The sequence below is a fragment of the Amycolatopsis coloradensis genome (assembly GCF_037997115.1).
GTDB classification, from domain to species: domain Bacteria; phylum Actinomycetota; class Actinomycetes; order Mycobacteriales; family Pseudonocardiaceae; genus Amycolatopsis; species Amycolatopsis coloradensis_A.
The window spans coordinates 1,105,726-1,121,020 of record NZ_CP150484.1; the positions used below are offsets into that span (position 1 = coordinate 1,105,726).

General features: G+C 70.0%; 11 protein-coding genes. 3 read left to right on the plus strand and 8 right to left on the minus strand.

Annotated elements, in window-relative coordinates; translation table 11 throughout:
* Positions 1-76 precede the first annotated feature (76 nt).
* The 6 genes from LCL61_RS04935 to LCL61_RS04960 all read right to left on the minus strand — a co-directional run bounded on the left by LCL61_RS04935 (position 77) and on the right by LCL61_RS04960 (position 8,279).
* Positions 77-865, minus strand: a complete 789-nt coding sequence (locus LCL61_RS04935; RefSeq protein WP_340685738.1) for a hypothetical protein — start codon at positions 863-865, stop codon at positions 77-79.
* Positions 862-1,521 carry an RNA polymerase sigma factor SigM gene (gene sigM / locus LCL61_RS04940; protein WP_037333997.1) on the minus strand — a complete coding sequence of 220 codons (660 nt, stop codon included), beginning with the start codon at positions 1,519-1,521 and terminating at the stop codon, positions 862-864. The genes LCL61_RS04935 and sigM overlap by 4 nt, the downstream gene beginning before the upstream one ends.
* A 31-nt stretch (positions 1,522-1,552) precedes the next feature.
* Entirely contained in the window at positions 1,553-3,112 is a 1,560-nt protein-coding gene (locus tag LCL61_RS04945; protein WP_340688492.1) for a protein kinase family protein, read from the minus strand.
* A 120-nt stretch (positions 3,113-3,232) separates the two neighbouring features.
* Positions 3,233-5,338 (minus strand): murein biosynthesis integral membrane protein MurJ, encoded by a 2,106-nt coding sequence (gene murJ, locus LCL61_RS04950; protein WP_340688493.1) that lies wholly within the window; start codon positions 5,336-5,338, stop codon positions 3,233-3,235.
* A gap of 272 nt (positions 5,339-5,610) precedes the next feature.
* The gene (locus LCL61_RS04955) at positions 5,611-7,758 is read right to left on the minus strand and encodes a DUF6049 family protein (protein ID WP_340685739.1); all 2,148 of its coding nucleotides are present in this window, start codon (positions 7,756-7,758) and stop codon (positions 5,611-5,613) included.
* Entirely contained in the window at positions 7,755-8,279 is a 525-nt protein-coding gene (locus LCL61_RS04960; protein ID WP_126734742.1) for an NUDIX hydrolase, read from the minus strand. The genes LCL61_RS04955 and LCL61_RS04960 overlap by 4 nt, the downstream gene beginning before the upstream one ends.
* Before the next feature lie 148 nt (positions 8,280-8,427).
* Here LCL61_RS04960 and LCL61_RS04965 point away from each other — a divergent pair, with 148 nt between their 5' ends.
* The 3 genes from LCL61_RS04965 (at position 8,428) to LCL61_RS04975 (ending at position 12,101) form a co-directional block, all read left to right on the plus strand.
* Positions 8,428-9,846: a CCA tRNA nucleotidyltransferase gene (locus LCL61_RS04965; protein WP_340688494.1), complete on the plus strand. Its 1,419-nt coding sequence runs from the start codon at positions 8,428-8,430 to the stop codon at positions 9,844-9,846.
* Between the two features lie 79 nt (positions 9,847-9,925).
* A complete protein-coding gene (locus LCL61_RS04970; protein ID WP_340685740.1) occupies positions 9,926-11,233 on the plus strand; it encodes a sensor histidine kinase in 1,308 nt (435 codons plus the stop codon).
* A gap of 16 nt (positions 11,234-11,249) precedes the next feature.
* Positions 11,250-12,101, plus strand: a complete 852-nt coding sequence (locus tag LCL61_RS04975) for a class I SAM-dependent methyltransferase (protein ID WP_340685741.1) — start codon at positions 11,250-11,252, stop codon at positions 12,099-12,101.
* Positions 12,102-12,148: 47 nt separating this feature from the next.
* Here LCL61_RS04975 and LCL61_RS04980 read toward each other — a convergent pair whose 3' ends face one another.
* The gene (locus tag LCL61_RS04980; protein ID WP_340685742.1) at positions 12,149-14,077 is read right to left on the minus strand and encodes a TNT domain-containing protein; all 1,929 of its coding nucleotides are present in this window, start codon (positions 14,075-14,077) and stop codon (positions 12,149-12,151) included.
* A gap of 39 nt (positions 14,078-14,116) precedes the next feature.
* Positions 14,117-15,292: an ADP-ribosylglycohydrolase family protein gene (locus LCL61_RS04985; protein ID WP_340685743.1), complete on the minus strand. Its 1,176-nt coding sequence runs from the start codon at positions 15,290-15,292 to the stop codon at positions 14,117-14,119.
* Positions 15,293-15,295 lie beyond the last annotated feature (3 nt).

Consider the following 15,295-nt stretch of genomic DNA (forward strand, 5'->3'; position numbering starts at 1 on the left):
CCGCAGGGAAAGACCCTGCCTTGCTCCCCATCGGGAGAGCAAGGGACCTTTGCTACCACTTACCACGTCTCGTCTGCTACTTCGCTCCGATGATCTTGTCGAAGAGGACGGCCGGGTTGCCCGGGCCGCAGTCGGCACCGAAGGCGACGATGCGGAACTGGGCGAGTTTGCCTGTGGTGTAGATCACCATCACGCCGTCCTTGCCCGCGACGTTCACCGGACGGATGCCCTCCGGCCGCACGTCGGCGTCCATTCCGGCCGCGGCGACGCAGGCGTCGAGGCGTTCTTCGGTCTTCAGCGAGCCGAAGTCGCGGACGCCGATCGCCTTGCCGACGAGGGCTTCGGCACCTCCGCCGTCTCCGCCGACCGAAGGTCCGGAAGGAGCCGACGGCGCGGGCTGGGCGATACCGCCCGAATCCGGCTCCCGAGTGGTCGGGACGACGATCGCCACGGCGGCGATGGCCGCCGCCGCCACGGTCGCTATTCCGGCGCCCCAGCCGATCCGCTTGTTCCGCCGCCGCCGTGCGGCCGCGAGGTCCACCACCGGGGCGACCTGCTCCTGCGGCCGTTCAGATACGCCTTGAAACGCAGGCGACACTCGCATTTCGGCGGCCAGCGCGGCGTCGATCCGTGCCGCGTACTCCGCCGGCATCGGCGCGACCGGCTCGTTCGCGAGTTCCGCGAGGTCGGCCGTGGTCGCTTCGAGTGCTTCGATGATCGCCAGTGCTTCGGGGTCGGCGTTCACCAGCGGCCACAGCTTGGCCGCTTCTCGCTCGTCCAGCACACCTGCGTGCAGGTCGGCGAGCACATCGACAGACCACGGCGGACCGACGGTCCCACCGATCCCCCTGCTCTCGTCTGTCATCGTCCCTCCCCGTCACCCGGCGTGCCCTGAGGACGCCTGGCACCCCGTTGCGGGGTAGCGCGCTCTCGTTTGCTTTCGTGAGTTGGGACGTTCGCAATCGCATCGGGGTTCCGTAGATGTCCGAGAACCTTCGCGAGCTTTCCGCGACCTCGGGCACACCGGCTCTTGACCGTGCCCTCGGCGATGCCGAGCATCTTCGCCGTCTCGGCGACGGAGTATCCCTCGACGTCGACCAACACGATCGGGGCACGCTGCTCTTCGGGGAGCTGGTCGAGAGCTTCCTTGACGACCAGGCTCGTCTCGCGTTCCGACATCGAGTCACGCGGTGAAGCGGGCTCGTTGAACTGCCCGGTCTCGGGCAACGGAACGGTCGGCCTGGCCTTGCCCCGCCGGATGCGGTCGAGGCACGCGTTCACGACGATGCGGTGCAACCACGTCGTGACCTGCGATTCGGCTCTGAAGTTGCCCGCTGCTCGGAACGCGGAGATGAAGGCGTCCTGCAGGGCGTCCGCGGCTTCTTCCGGATCCCGCAAGGTGCGCAGGGCTACCGCCCACATGCGGTCTCGATGTCGCTGGACCAGTTCACTGAACGCGTGCGGGTCTCCAGCGGCATGCGCCGCTATGAGATCCGCGTCCGTGGGAGCTGCAGCTGTCACCCGGGAGAGCCTACTGACCCGGTGTCCGCCGTCACCCCGCAGGCAGGAAGGTCAGCTCTTTGAGTTCGGTGACGAACTTTCCTTCGTCATCTTCACCCAGCTGAGTGATCCAGAGGATGAAGTACTGACCCTGCTGTGGCTGCTGCAACGCGATGGTCGATTCGCCCGCCGCAAGGTCTCCGGTCCCGACGACCTTCGTCTCTTCGAGCTTCGGGTTCTTCTTGTCGGCGGAGCGGATCTCGACCTTCGAACCGGGGCTCGCCGCGTCGATCTTGACCTGGGTGAGGTTGATCGGGTCCTTGAAGGTCACGACCAGCCCGACGCCGTCCTTGAGCACCGGGAACTGCTTGTCGTACTGGTCGGTCTTCCAGGAGGTGACCGTGTCACCGTCGGTGGCGTTCCTGGCCTTGCCGGGGCTGTCGCCCTTGCTGCCCGGGTTGTAGACGGCCACTGCCGACGGCTTCACCGCGGCACCCACGGCGGGGGACGGCTTCTGCTGGGCGGGCGGCGGCTGCTCGCCCGAGGGCGGCGGCGCGACCTGCGAAGAGGACGCGGCGACGTTGATCTTCGGACCGCTGGACTTCGACTCGCCCTGGAACAGGTTGATCAACATCATCCCGCCCCAGGCGAGGATGACCACGGTCGCGACGACCAGCACGGTCACGCCGAACGCCAGCTTCTTGCGCCGCGCGACGTCCTTGACCGGCTTCTTCGTCGTCCAGACCGTGCCGTCCGATTCGGCCACGGCCTCTTCCTCGCCGACGGCCTTGATCAGCTGGGTGCGCTCTTCGGCTTCGGCGACCTGGTCCAGGACACGCAGGATGGCCGCGCTGGTGCGGATACCGCCGTGGCCGCCGTCCTCGATGGTGCGGACGGCGAGCGAGGACAGCTCGACCGGCACCGTCGGGACCAGTGAACGCGGCGGGATGACACGGCCGGTCGGCGCGTGCGGCGCCGCCGGGATCGCGGCCGGGCCGCCGGGAAGGGCCCACCGGCCGGTCAGCAGCAGATACAGGACGGCGCCGAGTGCTTTGACGTCGTCGCGAAGGGTCGCTTCGGGCAAGGGGCCCGGGAAGGCGAGCTTCAGCGCGCCGTCCGGGGTGAGCCGGAGACGCTGCGGGTGGTCGAGGCCGAGGACGAGACCGTTCTGATGGGCGTGGTCGACGGCTTCCGCCAGCGCCTGCACCATCCTGGCCGCCGCGGCGGGCGCCACCGGGCGCTGGGCCACCAGGTCGACCAGATCGCTGCCCTTGGTCCATTCCGCGACGACGACACCGAGCAGACCTTCGCTCGAAGTGACGCCGCTGCCGAGGCTGAGCACGTCGAGAACGCGCGCGACCCCGCCATGACCGAACTTGGAGGCGTGCGCGGCACGTTCCAGCGTCCGGCGCGCGAGCCGGGCGGCTTCCGCGTCCGCGGGGTCGCCGACCAGCAGGGTCAGCGCCACGTCCCGCTTCAGCTGCCCGTCGCGGGCACGCCAAAGATGCGCGGCGGCCCGCTCGTCCACCCCGAACTGTGCGAGCAGGCGATACCGGCCGTCACCGACGACCCGGCCAGGGGCCAGCGACCCGCCTTGGGCCCGGATGCCCATCTGGCCGACCTCCCCTGCCTGTTCGCTCCGTCTCGTATCCACCGCACTCTCCCGCGTAGCTCCCGCCCCGAGAGTACCCAGAATACGACCCGTGAACGCGCGCCATCCGTACGTGAATCGTTATCCGCGCTTGATCAACCGGGTGATCCTCGCCGTGGCGGGCTTCAATTCCTCGACCTTCAAGGCCATGAGCACGCCGAACGACACCACGATCCCGACCACCGTCTGGAGCAGAAGTTTCACCCAGGCATGGAAAGTAGGCCCGAACGAGTCGGGGACGATCTGCCCGGCGAGCCACGCCGCGCCGACCCCGAGCACACTCGCGACGACCGTGAAGAGGATCACCCCGAGAACCCGCTTGCTCCGGAGATTTCCGAGGGTCACCCACAGCCAGACCTGACCGAGGATCGCGCCGACGACGAACGTGAGGCCGTTGACCATCATCACGCCGAGCACGATGTTGTCCGGTGAGAGCAGCACGGGGCACAGGTACAGCAGCGGCACCTTCACCACGGTCATCACGATCATGATCAGCACCGGCGTCCGCGCGTCCTTCATCGAGTAGAACACCCGCATCTGAAGCATGACCAGCGCGTACGGCAGCAGCGCGAACGCCGAGATGGCCAGCGCCTCGCCCATCCGTGACGCGTCCTCGACCGTGCCCTTGCCCAAGGTGAACAGGGCGATACCGACCGAACCGCCCACGACGGTCATCACCGCGGAGATCGGCACGAGCATCACCGTCGAGATCCGCGACGCGTAGGAGAGATCGCCGATCAGCTTCTTGTGGTCGCCGTCCGCGGCCGCGCGGCTCATCCGCGGCATGATCGCGGTCAGCAGTGACACCCCGATGACGCCGTACGGCAGCTGGAAGAGCAGCCACGCGTTGCTGTACGCGGTCACACCGCCCTGCGAACCGCTGGTCAGCACCCTGGTGGTGATCGTGTAGCCGACCTGGCTGACCGCGACGTAGCCGACGGTCCACAGCGCCAGCCCGCCGAACTCCTTCATGCGCTTGTCGATGCCCCAGCGCCATTTGAACTTGAACCCCGACCGCAGCAGCGGCGGAATCAGCAGGATCGACTGCGCCACGATGCCCGAAGTCACGCCGATGCCCAGGGTCAGCACCTTCGGGTCGGTGATCGACACCGGATCTGTGGAGATGTTCCCCGGCATGATCCACACCACGAGGATGGTGAAGATGACGACGAGGTTGTTGATCACCGGCGCCCACGCTGTCGGGCCGAAGATGTGCTTCGCGTTCAGCACCGCCGAGAGCAGCGCGAACACGCCGTAGAAGAAGATCTGCGGCAGCAGCAGGTACGCGAACGCGGTGACCAGCTCGGGATTCGCCTGGCCCTTGTCGTCGACGTAGAGCTTGGTGATCAACGGCGCCGCGAAGACGGCGATCGTCGTCCCGACCACGAGCAGCGTGCCCGCCACCGTGACCAGCCGCTGGGTGTAGGCCTCGCCGCCGTCCTTGTCGTCCTGCGACCGCACGAGCAGCGGGACCACGAGGCTGGACAGCACCCCGCCCATCAGCAGCTCGAAGATGATGTTCGGCATCGTGTTGGCGACGTTGAACGAGTCGTTCTCCACCTGGGCGCCGATGGCCGCGACCAGCAGCAGCTTCCACGCGAAGCCGGTGATGCGGCTGATCAGCGAGGCGATCGCCATCCGGCCGCTCGACTTCGCGATCGACGGCGCCTTCGCCGGAGCGGCGACATCCTGCTCGCCCGTCTCCCCCGGACGCGGTTTGACCAGCGGCGCGTCCTTGATCGCCGGCATGACCTGCGTGGCGAGCTGGTCGTACGGGCGGAGGACGTCGGGGTCGGCGACCGGCCAGCGCGAGCCCATCGGGACGCCGGGGGTGCGCGGGATGAACCGCGTCGCGTCGGGTTCGTCGCGCCGGTCCACCTGCCACGGGCGGACCGGTGGCGGCTGGCGGCGCCCGCGATGCGGCGGAGGCGGGGTCTGATGGAGCGCCTGCGGAGGCGGCTGTGACACGGCCGGACGCCGCGGCGGCGGGTTCTGGGACGGCTGCGGCAGCGGCGGGCCCTGCGGCGGCGGAACCGGCTGACGACGGGTCGGCGGCGGAGGCGTCCCCTGAGCAGGGGGCACCTTCCGCGGCGGTGCCTGGGTCGGCGGCGGCGGGGTCTGCGGTGGCCTCAGCCGCCGTGTCTCGTCGTCGGGGCGGCCCGCCACCCGCTGGCGGCGGCCGTCCACCGGCTGCGGAGGAGGCGGCGGCGCGGCCCGCCGCGGGCGCTCACCGCGTTCGGGCGGGGGCTGCTGCGGGGGCGGCTGACGACGCTCCGGACGGCGTGCGGGTCCCTCGGTACGGCGGGGCGGTGGCGGAGTGCCTTCGCGCCGGGGACGGCCTGCACGCTCGGGCGGTACACCCGGCTCTCTTTCCAACGCGTGCCCAATCCTCGGTGCTCGGCTACGTGATGCCCGGCGGCATCGTTCGACCCAGGGTAATCGGCGACGCCCGGAAACACTTAAACCTGTGCGTCCTCGGTCACACGCGGGGCGGTTTCGTTCGCCCGATCGGCTCGTGAGTCCTTGATCCTCCGGTAGATCCGGCGGGACGACAGGAGCAGCAGCGCACCCGCCGCGGTGACGGTGATGATGATGGTGATCGCGCCGTACTCCGTGGACGTCAGCTCGAACCGCGCGGCCGAACCGAGCGGGGTCCCGTCGGGCGTGGTCAGCGACACGTCGACGCTGAACCGGCCGGCCCGCAGGGCCTCGACCGGGAGCAGCCGGTTACGGGCGCTGTTGGCCGGGACCATCTGAGCCTGCAACTGGGTGTCGTCGGTCGGCCGCAGACCCACGTTGTTCTTCAAGGCGACCTGGACGGCGACGCCGACCGGCAGGTTGTTGGTGATGAACACCGGCAGCGGCGCCGCGCCGGAAGCCAGCGCGATCGTCTGCTTCGGCCGCTCGACGGTGACCTGGCTGCGGATCGCCTCCAGATCGCCGCGGGCGTTGCCGGTGACGGTCGCGGCGTCCGCGCCGCGCCACGACGTCGACGCGGCCCGGATGAGGGCGAGCCGGACCGGGGCGATCACGTCGGCCGGCCGCACCCGTTTGGTGGCGTCCATCGTCATCGCGGACGACAGGCCCAGCGTCTCGTTGTCGAGCTGGGACATCTTCGCGGTGACGTCGCCGCTGGTCGCGGCCGTCAGATCCTGCGGGTCGTAGTTGACCGAGGCCGTCCCGGACGGGCCTTCGCCGAGCAGCTCGGGCAGCGGCGCCGACTTGAGGAGACCGGCGGCGTAGAAGTCGCCCATCCGCTCCAGGAACGTGGTGAGTTCGGTGCCGGTCGCGGCCCAGTGCCGCGGCGGCGCGATCAGCAGGCGCGAGCGCTCCGGCCCCTCGTTCTGCCCGCCGAGCCCGGCACGGAAGGCGATGGCGCCGAGCCCGTTCTGGGTCGACCCAGGGCCGTTCAGCGCGGACGAGATCAGCGCGTCGATCGGCTGCGCGCGCAGGTCCGTCCCTTCGATCGACACCCCGCTCGAAAGCGGTGTGCGGGACTGGAGCTTGCCCGAATCGGTCAGCACGGTCTTGACGCCCGCCTTGCCGATCGCTTCGACGGTCTGCGAGTCGAGGGCGCCGCCGGGCCAGAGCACGCCGTCCTGCGGCTGGATGCCGAGCAGGTTCTTGATCGTCCCCGCGCCGCCGAGCGCGGTGGTCATGAGCGCGGTGTCGGTGGCGTCACCGGCGCGGACCTTCGTCAGCGCGGTGAGGTCGGCGTCGGCGAACGGGAGGGTGACCACGCACCGGCCCGCGACCAGCGCCTTCAGCCTGCCGAGCCAGTTCTTCGCGGTCTCGACGCCCTTGCCGGGAGCGCCGCCCGCGACCTGATAGCCACGGGTCATCGCGTCGACGGTCGCGACCAGGTCGGGGTCGATGGCCAGGCACAACGACGACGAGACCTTCGTGTCGGCCTCGGCCGCGCGCGCCGCCTCGACCAGCGAGTCCAGCCGTCCGCCGGCGGCCAGTTCGTCCGCCAGCCGCTCGTCCGCGAGGGTCAGCGGCCCGCCGAGTGGGGCGGAGACGACGTGCACGACGCTGTTCGCGATCGGCCACAGCAGGCTCGTCGACGGCGCCGACGGCGGACGCGACGCGGGTGCCTTGCCGGGGACACCGAGCACCGGCATCAGCAGGGTGACCGCCGCCAGCCGTTCCGGACCGCCGAAATCCGGGGTCCCGTTGACGTTGACCAGCAGCGGGTACACGCCGGGCCTCGGGAACTGCAGCTTGGCGGACTGACCGAGCGGGACGGCCAGGTTCAGCGCGGCGCTCTGGCCGGGCTCCAGCTCGTCCGGTTCGAGATCGACGAACTCCGTCGCCGCGAGATCCTTGAACTTGTCGCCGGCGAGGACGTCACCGATCTGCTGCTCGCTCTGCAGCCGCGTGCCCAGTTGCAGCCGGACACCCAGCTTGCTGATCCGCCGGTCGCCGATGTTGGTGACGCGGCCGGTCACGGTGAGCGAAGCCGAGGCCGAGGTGATCACGCGGGGGTTGAGCTGGTCGAGGTCCACGCGCAGCCGGGGCTGTTCCTGGGCCTGCGCGACCGCGACGGGCAACGCGGTGAAGGCCAGGAACAGGATCGACAGGACAGTGGCGGCAAGCCGCTTCACTCAGGTGCTCCCTCGGCGGTGTGCTGTTGCTGCGCGAAGAGTTCTTTGGCCTTCCGGACCAGCTTGCGCTCGTCGGAGTAGGCGAGTTTGGTCTCCAGGTCGGCGAGCGGCACCCAGGCGACCTCGGTCACCTCGACATCCTCGTCCGAAAGTTCGCCGCCGGTGGATTCCAGGATGAAATGGTGCACCGTCTTGTGCACGCGCCGTCGCTCGGCCACGAACCAGTAGTCGATGGTGCCGAGGGGCTGCAGGACCTGCGCGGAGATGCCGGTCTCCTCCTTCACCTCGCGCACAGCTGTCTGCTCCACCGTCTCACCGTCCTCGATGTGGCCCTTCGGCAGCGACCACAGCAGTCTGCCGTGCCGGTCGAGCCGCCCGATCAGCGCGGCGTTCGCCCGTTCGGCGTCGACGACGAGTCCGCCGGCCGAGGTTTCGTCGACCGTGGTCAGCCGCCTTCCCCGCCTGCGCCTCCGCCGGCGGCCCGGCTTCGAGGCGCCGGAGCGCCCGGCTGATCCAGACATGCTGCGATGCTAGAGCAAACGGCGGTACAGGTACGCTGGCTCTCCGTGCCCATGGTGGGCCGGGCCGTAGTAAGTACATCCAAATCGTGGTGGGATTGTCGTGAACAAGGTGGTCGCCGGGCAGGCGATTGCGGGGAAGAGCACTGCGATGCAGAACGCCGTGACCGAGCTGATGCGCATCTCCCCGCTGGCGGACGAGCTCGCGAAGCTCTTCGCGAAGGCGGGGCACAGCCTGTACCTGGTCGGCGGCAGCGTCCGCGACATGATGCTCCGCCGGCTGTCGAACGACCTCGACTTCACCACCGACGCCCGCCCGGACCAGGTGCTCAAGATCGTCAGCGCCTGGGGCGACGCGGTGTGGGACGTCGGTATCGCGTTCGGCACCGTCGGCGTGACCAAACAGGGCATGACCCTGGAGATCACGACGTTCCGCGCCGACAGCTACGACCGTGTCGGCCGCAACCCCGAGGTCACCTTCGGTGACAGCATCGAGGGAGATCTGCTCCGCCGCGACTTCACGGTCAACGCGATGGCGATCGACCTCGCGAACAAGACCTTCGTCGACCCGCACGACGGGCTCCAGGCACTGCAGGACAAGGTGCTCGACACGCCCGCGACCCCGCAGGAGTCCTTCGCCGACGACCCGCTGCGCATGCTGCGGGCCGCTCGGTTCTCCGCGCAGCTCGGGTTCACCGCGGCGCCGCGGGTGGTCGACGCGATGTCGTCGATGGCCGAGGAGATCGACCGGATCACCGCCGAGCGCGTGCAGGCCGAGCTGTCGAAGCTGCTGCTGGCGGACGACCCCCGGCCCGGTATCGAGCTGCTGGTCGACACCCGCCTCGCCGATCGCGTGCTGCCCGAGGTGCCGGGGATGCGGCTGGCGATCGACGAGCACCACCAGCACAAGGACGTCTACCAGCACTCGCTGACCGTGCTCGCGCAGGCGATCGACCTGGAGAAGACGCACGAACCGACCTCCGAGCCGGATCTGATCCTGCGGCTCGCGGCGCTCCTGCACGACGTCGGCAAGCCCGCGACGCGCGAGTTCCAGCCCGGTGGCGGCGTGAGCTTCCACCACCACGAGGTCGTCGGCGCGAAGATGGCGCGCAAGCGTTTGCGCGCGCTGAAGTTCTCGAAGGAGATCGTCCAGGACGTCAGCCAGCTCGTGTTCCTCCACCTGCGGTTCCACGGCTACGGCAAGGGCGAGTGGACGGATTCGGCGGTGCGGCGCTACGTCACCGACGCCGGCGACCTGCTGCCCCGGCTGCACAAGCTGGTGCGCGCCGACTGCACCACGCGCAACCGCAAGAAGGCGGCCGCGCTGCAGGCGACCTACGACGATCTCGAGCGGAGGATCGAAGCGATCCAGGCGCAGGAGGATCTCGACAAGGTCCGGCCGGACCTCAACGGCGACGAGATCATGCGGATCCTCGGCCTCAAGCCAGGGCCGGACGTCGGCAAGGCGTGGAAGCACCTGAAGGAACTGCGGCTCGACCGCGGTCCGCTGGAGCACGACGAGGCGGTCGCCGAGCTGAAGAAGTGGGCCGCCGAGAACGGCATAGGCTGAGATAAACCCCCTTGGTCTCTGGATCCACGTGGCGTAACCGGAGATACTCCTGCCGGTGCTCCGGGCAGGGGGAAAATCCATGGCGAAGCGGCCGCCCAGTTTTCTGGTGACGTTGCTGCGTCGTGGCGCGCCGGCGCTGGCGACGGCGACGAGCGAGCTGTCGGACGAGGTCGGCGACCCGACACCGATGCGCGCGCTCCGGCGGATCCAGCACATGTCGGGGCCCATCGACACGGCCCATCGCGACAATCTGCTGCTCAGAGCAGCCCGCTACGTCGCCCTCGTCCCGCTGGTCTACCGGCTCTTCGCGGTGCCCGGCGCGTTCGGCGTCTACGTCTCCACGCACGGCATGATCGGGATCGGACCGGTCGGGCTGGTGGCCCTCGGCTCGGTCGGGCTCTCCCTGTACGGCATCCGGTGGATGCTGCGCTCGGCGCCGTTCCGCCCGCAGTACGCGGCCCGGCTGCTGGCGATCGACCTCGTGTTCACGCTGCTCGCGCCGCTCGCGGTCGGGGCGCTGGTGCCGGCTTCCGTCTTCACCGAGGCGATGGCGATCCCCGGCAAGCACCTGCTCGGCGAGGTCGCTCTGCTGGCGCTCGCGCTGGGTATGCCCGCGGCGGCGGCGCTTGCCGTCGGCAGCTTCCCGGTGCGGATGCTCGCGTCCCTGCTCGGCACCGGCCAAGCGGCGCCCGGCGACGCCATGGCCACTTTCCCGTCGATCCTCGGCGTCCTCTTCACCGCGAGCGGCGCCCTCGTCCTGATCGGGCTCGGCACGCGGCTCGCCCTCGCGTACGGCATCCGCAACGGCCGCATCGCCGAACGCGCCCGCCAGCACCGGATGCTGCACGACTCCGTGCTGCAGACCCTCGAAGCGATCGCGCTGGCCAACAAGGGCGACCCGGTCGCGCGGCTCGCCGAGGTGCAGCGGCTGGCGCGGGCGCAGTCGATGGAACTGCGCCGGACGATCGAGAGTGAGGCTTCGGAACGGTCGGAAGCCGGTTCACGGCCGCTGGGCGAGAAGCTCGCTTCGCTGGCGGCGGAGATGGCGCGGGACGGGCTGCGCGCCCAGCTCGTGATCGCCGAGCTCGACGACGACACGCTTTCGGAGGTGCGGCAGATCGCCATCCGCGACGCCGTCCGAGAGTCCCTGCGCAACACCCTCAAACACGCCGGGACGGACAAGGTCGTCGTCCGGGTCGAGGAGCAGGAGGGCGGCGTCGCGGTGATCACCCGCGATCACGGTGCCGGGTTCAGTACCGACTCCCGGCCCGCCGGTTTCGGGATCAGCGAGTCCATCACCGCCCGGCTGAACGAGGTCGGCGGGACCGCCAGGGTGGAGTCGGCTCCGGGCAATGGCACCAGAGTCACCCTTTGGGTGCCTTTCTGACGGTAAACAGGAGAACATGAAGAAATCGGACCTCCTGGCCGAAGCGCTCACCGCGTACCGCGACGGTGACCGGGCCACGGCAGCGGACCTCGCCGAGCGTGCCGGATCCACGCTCGGCCGCGAGCTGCACCGGTACCTGACCGAAGGCGGGGGCGGAGATGTGTACGACCAGCCCGCCGCGTTCACGGCGTTCATCCGCGGTGGCGGGAACGTCAACCTCTATCGGCGGCTCAGCGCCATGCTCGCCCGGCGCTACGGCAGTGTCGGTTCGCTGCTCGACCTCGGCTGCGGCGACGGGCTCGCCGTCGTTCCCGCCCTCGAACAGGCGGACCGGCAGCCGGGCCGGATCGACCTGGTCGAGCCGTCGAGCGCGTTGCTCGCGGAAACGCGGAAGCATCTCGACGGCACTCACGGCCTGCACACCTGGGACGCCACCGCGCAGGAGTTCCTGGCCCGCGACGACGACCGGCAGTGGCAGCTGACGCAGTCGACCTTCGCGCTCCAGTCGATCCCGACCGGCGAGCGCACCGAGGTCCTGCGGGCGCTCCGGCCGCGCACGTCGTGTCTGGTTCTCGCCGAGTTCGACGTGCCCGAGTACGACGAAGACTCCCCCGAGTACCTGCTTTCCCTGGTCACCCGCTACGAACGCGGGATCTCGGAGTACGGCAAGGAGGCGTCGCTGGTGGCACAGGGGTTCCTGCTGCCGATCCTGCTCGGCCTGGTCAAACCCGGGGCGGACCGCACGAACTGGGAGCAGCCCGCCACCGATTGGGCTTCGCAGCTGAAGGAAGCGGGTTTCACCGGCATCCGGATCGAGCCGCTCGCGGACTACTGGTGGTCGCCCGCGGTGCTCATCACGGCCTCGTGAGTGGTAAGGACGGTTAGAACCGTCCTTACCACTCACGAGCCCACGCCCTACTGCACGCGGGAAATTGCCCCTGCCTCCAGATGCTGGGCGATCGGCCGGGGCAGCACGTAGGCCACGGCCCCGCCCGGGGTCCCGTTCCACGGCGCGGTGATGCCCGTGACCACGCGCAGCGGCCGCACGACGCGGTAGAGCCTGCGCTCCCGTTCGCGGTCCGCGGCCAGCGACGTCTCGATGAACCGCGCCGATTCGGCGTGCACGAGGTTGCCGGTCTCGTTGCCGAACCGCTGCACCGTGGTGCCCGACGGCAGGACGACGATCCGCTTGCGACGGAAGAAGTTCAGCGGCGGTTCGCCCCGCAGCGGCAGGATCGGCCAGTCGGCCGGGTTGTCGGACTCCTCGTTCGCGCCCACCGCGGCTCGCGCCGGGTACAGGAGCAGGGTGCCGAGGAAGAAGCGTGCCGCCTCTTCGAGTTTGGCGAACGCCACCGGCTCGTCCGTCGGCGGACGGGAGACCTCCCAGCCGGTCTCGGTGCGGCGCAGGGTCCAGAGCCCCGGCTCCGGCACCGCGTTCGCGCCGATCCGGTAGGACGTCGGCGCCACCCCGTGCTCGGCCAGCCGCTGGTACAGGACGTCCAGTACCTCGACGGCGCGGATGTCGCGGCCGGGTTCGCCGTCGCGTTCGACGCGGGTGCGGGCGCTTTCGTCCGGCAGGTCCGCGGCGCTCTGCGGCGGCCGCGGCTTGCCGACGATCTCCGCCTCCGCGGTCGCCCGCACCAGCTCGCCGACCAGCGGCGGCCGGAAGCCGGCGGCCCGGATGTGCTCGATCAGCTCCGGCTCCGGCGGTACCCCGTACTTGCGCAGGTAGTGCGGGACGGCCGCGGGCCAGATCCACACGCCGTCGGTGTGGAAGGCGTTCGGCACGTCCGGCGGGCCGTTCGGGGTGAAGATGTCGGACTGCGGACCCGGCCTGGTCAGGGCCACCGGCGAGCGGAAGAGGTAGTCCAGGACGCCGCGCATCAGGTCCGGCGGCACCGGCGGCCGGTTGACGATCGGTCGTTCGCCCTCGTTGTGCGCGTCGACGACCTTCGCGTGCCGGAACACGATGTCCAGCGGCAGTCCCGCCTTGGCCGAAAGCCAGGCCGGGACGTGCTTGGTGTCGCGCGGGAAGATCGCGAGCTCGGTCGCGTACGCGCGCGGCGACGGCTTCCCGCCCTCGTTCGGCGCCAGCCGCCAGGTCGGTTCCTGCTCGGCGTCGAAGTCGAAGTCGAAATGCGATTCCGCGTCGAGGGTGAACGTGCCCTGGAACCAGGTGCCGGTCTCGGGCTGGTGCATCGCCGCGCGCAACCGCGCGAAGAGCGAACCGAGCTCCGGCGGAGCCGCGATCGACACCGACACCGGGCCGTTGCCCTCGTCGCCGACCGAGCGGACCTCGAGTTCGGAGTAGTCGCCGACCTGCCGGAACTGGGCGCCGACGCGCTGCCAGCCCGGCGGCAGCACCCGCAGCAGGGTCCGGCCGATGGCCCGCAGCAGCGCGCCCTGGTCACCCGTGCCGATCTCCGGCCGGGCTTCCGGCGTCTCGACGAAGTCGTGCCGGGTCTGCCACAACGCCGTCAGCCGCGACGGCGAGGCGGTGGTCGAGAAGTCCGTCAGGCCGAGTTCGGCCGCGCGGGCCGCGTCCTCGCCGGCCCAGCGCAAGGTCAGGTCGCCGCCGCCGGTGTTCGGCGCGATCTGGAAGTGCTCGTCGTCGAACCGGCCGTACGACTGGAGGCTGAAGGTCGCGCCGACCTCGCCGTTCAGCACGACACGGGCCGGGCGGCCGTTCCAGTCGCGATCGAAACCCTCGGGCGCCGCTTCCCCCGGCGGCGCGATGAGCAGCAGCGTGCCGTCTTCGGTCGACCGCTGGGCCGCGAAGACGGTGTCCCCCCAGACGGCGTACAGGCCATCCGGCCGCTCCGCCGCTTGAACCCGGTAACGCACTATGTGTCCCTCCCCAAGTTCCCCAAACCGGGGGTAAATCTAGTGGGCCGGATAGCGGACGTACCACCGGTCGTCACCCGGGGCGTTCCCGCCGAACTCCGCGAGCGCATCGTCCGCCAGCTGTCCGATCACTTCGCTCAGTTCCAGCTTCTCGAGCCAGTCCGTCCGCAAGGCCTGTTCGCCGTACATCGCGCCGACGAGGTTCCCGCAGATCGAACCCGTCGAGTCGCTGTCGCCGCTGTGGTTCACCGACGCGAGCAGGGCGGTGTTCGCGTCCGTAGTGGTCAGTGCGACGTAAACGGACATGGAGAGCGCGGTTTCGCCGATGTTCCCCTGCCCGAGCGTCTCGAGCTTCTCCGGCGTCGGGGCGCCTTCCTCGGCCAGGGCGAGCGCCTGGTCGAGCGCGACGCTCTGCTCTTCGTGCCCCCGGTACTTCTCCAGCTCGGCACGGGCGGTCGTGATGGCGTCGAGAAGCGGTTTCCCGACCAGCAGTTCGCGCACGATCACGGCGAAAGCACCCGACGAGAGATACCCGCTCGGGTGACCGTGCGTCAGGGCCGCGCTCTCGGCGCCGAGCCGGAACACCTCGGCCAGGTCGTCCGACCACAACGCGACCGGCGCGGCGCGCATGATCCCGCCGCAGCCCTTCGAGTTGTTCACCGGCTTGTCCATGCCGGCGCGTACGCCGGTCCTGCCGTAGGCCTCCAGCTCGCCGAAGCAGGTGAGGCCGGGCGCGCGGCGGCTGAACAGCTCACGGTTCGTGATCAGCCAGCCGTCCGGCTCCGCGCTCGTGTCGTGCGGGCCGCGGGCGCGCTCCCACGAGACGCCCTGGGTATGCAGCCAGCGCTGGTAGGCCAGCTGCAAGGACTGCTCGACGGGCTCGGTTCCGTGCGCGGTAGCAGCGGTAGCAGCGGTAGCAAAGGTCCCCTGCTGCCTCCGGCCGTGAGCAAAGGTCCCCTGCTGCCTCCGGCCGGAGAAATGGGCTCTGATCAGGCCTTCCAGGGTGAACAGCGTCATCTGGGTGTCGTCGGTGATCCGCCCGACGCCGCCGTACGCCGGGATGAGGTCGGTGATCCCGGCGGGTCCGGCGATCTCCCGGATGCGGTCGATCGAGTCGAACTCGGTCTTCGCACCGAGCGCGTCGCCGATCGCCCCGGCGAAGAGGCTGCCGCGCAGCCGCGACCTGGTCGCCGGATGTTGAAGCCACTCGCGCATTTC

Coding starts and splice junctions, on each gene's coding strand:
- LCL61_RS04935 (WP_340685738.1), bottom strand. CDS start 865: ATGACAGACGAGAGCAGGGGGATCGGTGGGACCGTCGGTCCGCCGTGG.
- LCL61_RS04945 (WP_340688492.1), bottom strand. CDS start 3,112: ATGGGCATCCGGGCCCAAGGCGGGTCGCTGGCCCCTGGCCGGGTCGTC.
- LCL61_RS04960 (WP_126734742.1), bottom strand. CDS start 8,279: ATGTCTGGATCAGCCGGGCGCTCCGGCGCCTCGAAGCCGGGCCGCCGG.
- LCL61_RS04965 (WP_340688494.1), top strand. CDS start 8,428: ATGCAGAACGCCGTGACCGAGCTGATGCGCATCTCCCCGCTGGCGGAC.
- LCL61_RS04970 (WP_340685740.1), top strand. CDS start 9,926: ATGGCGAAGCGGCCGCCCAGTTTTCTGGTGACGTTGCTGCGTCGTGGC.
- LCL61_RS04975 (WP_340685741.1), top strand. CDS start 11,250: ATGAAGAAATCGGACCTCCTGGCCGAAGCGCTCACCGCGTACCGCGAC.
- LCL61_RS04985 (WP_340685743.1), bottom strand. CDS start 15,292: ATGCGCGAGTGGCTTCAACATCCGGCGACCAGGTCGCGGCTGCGCGGC.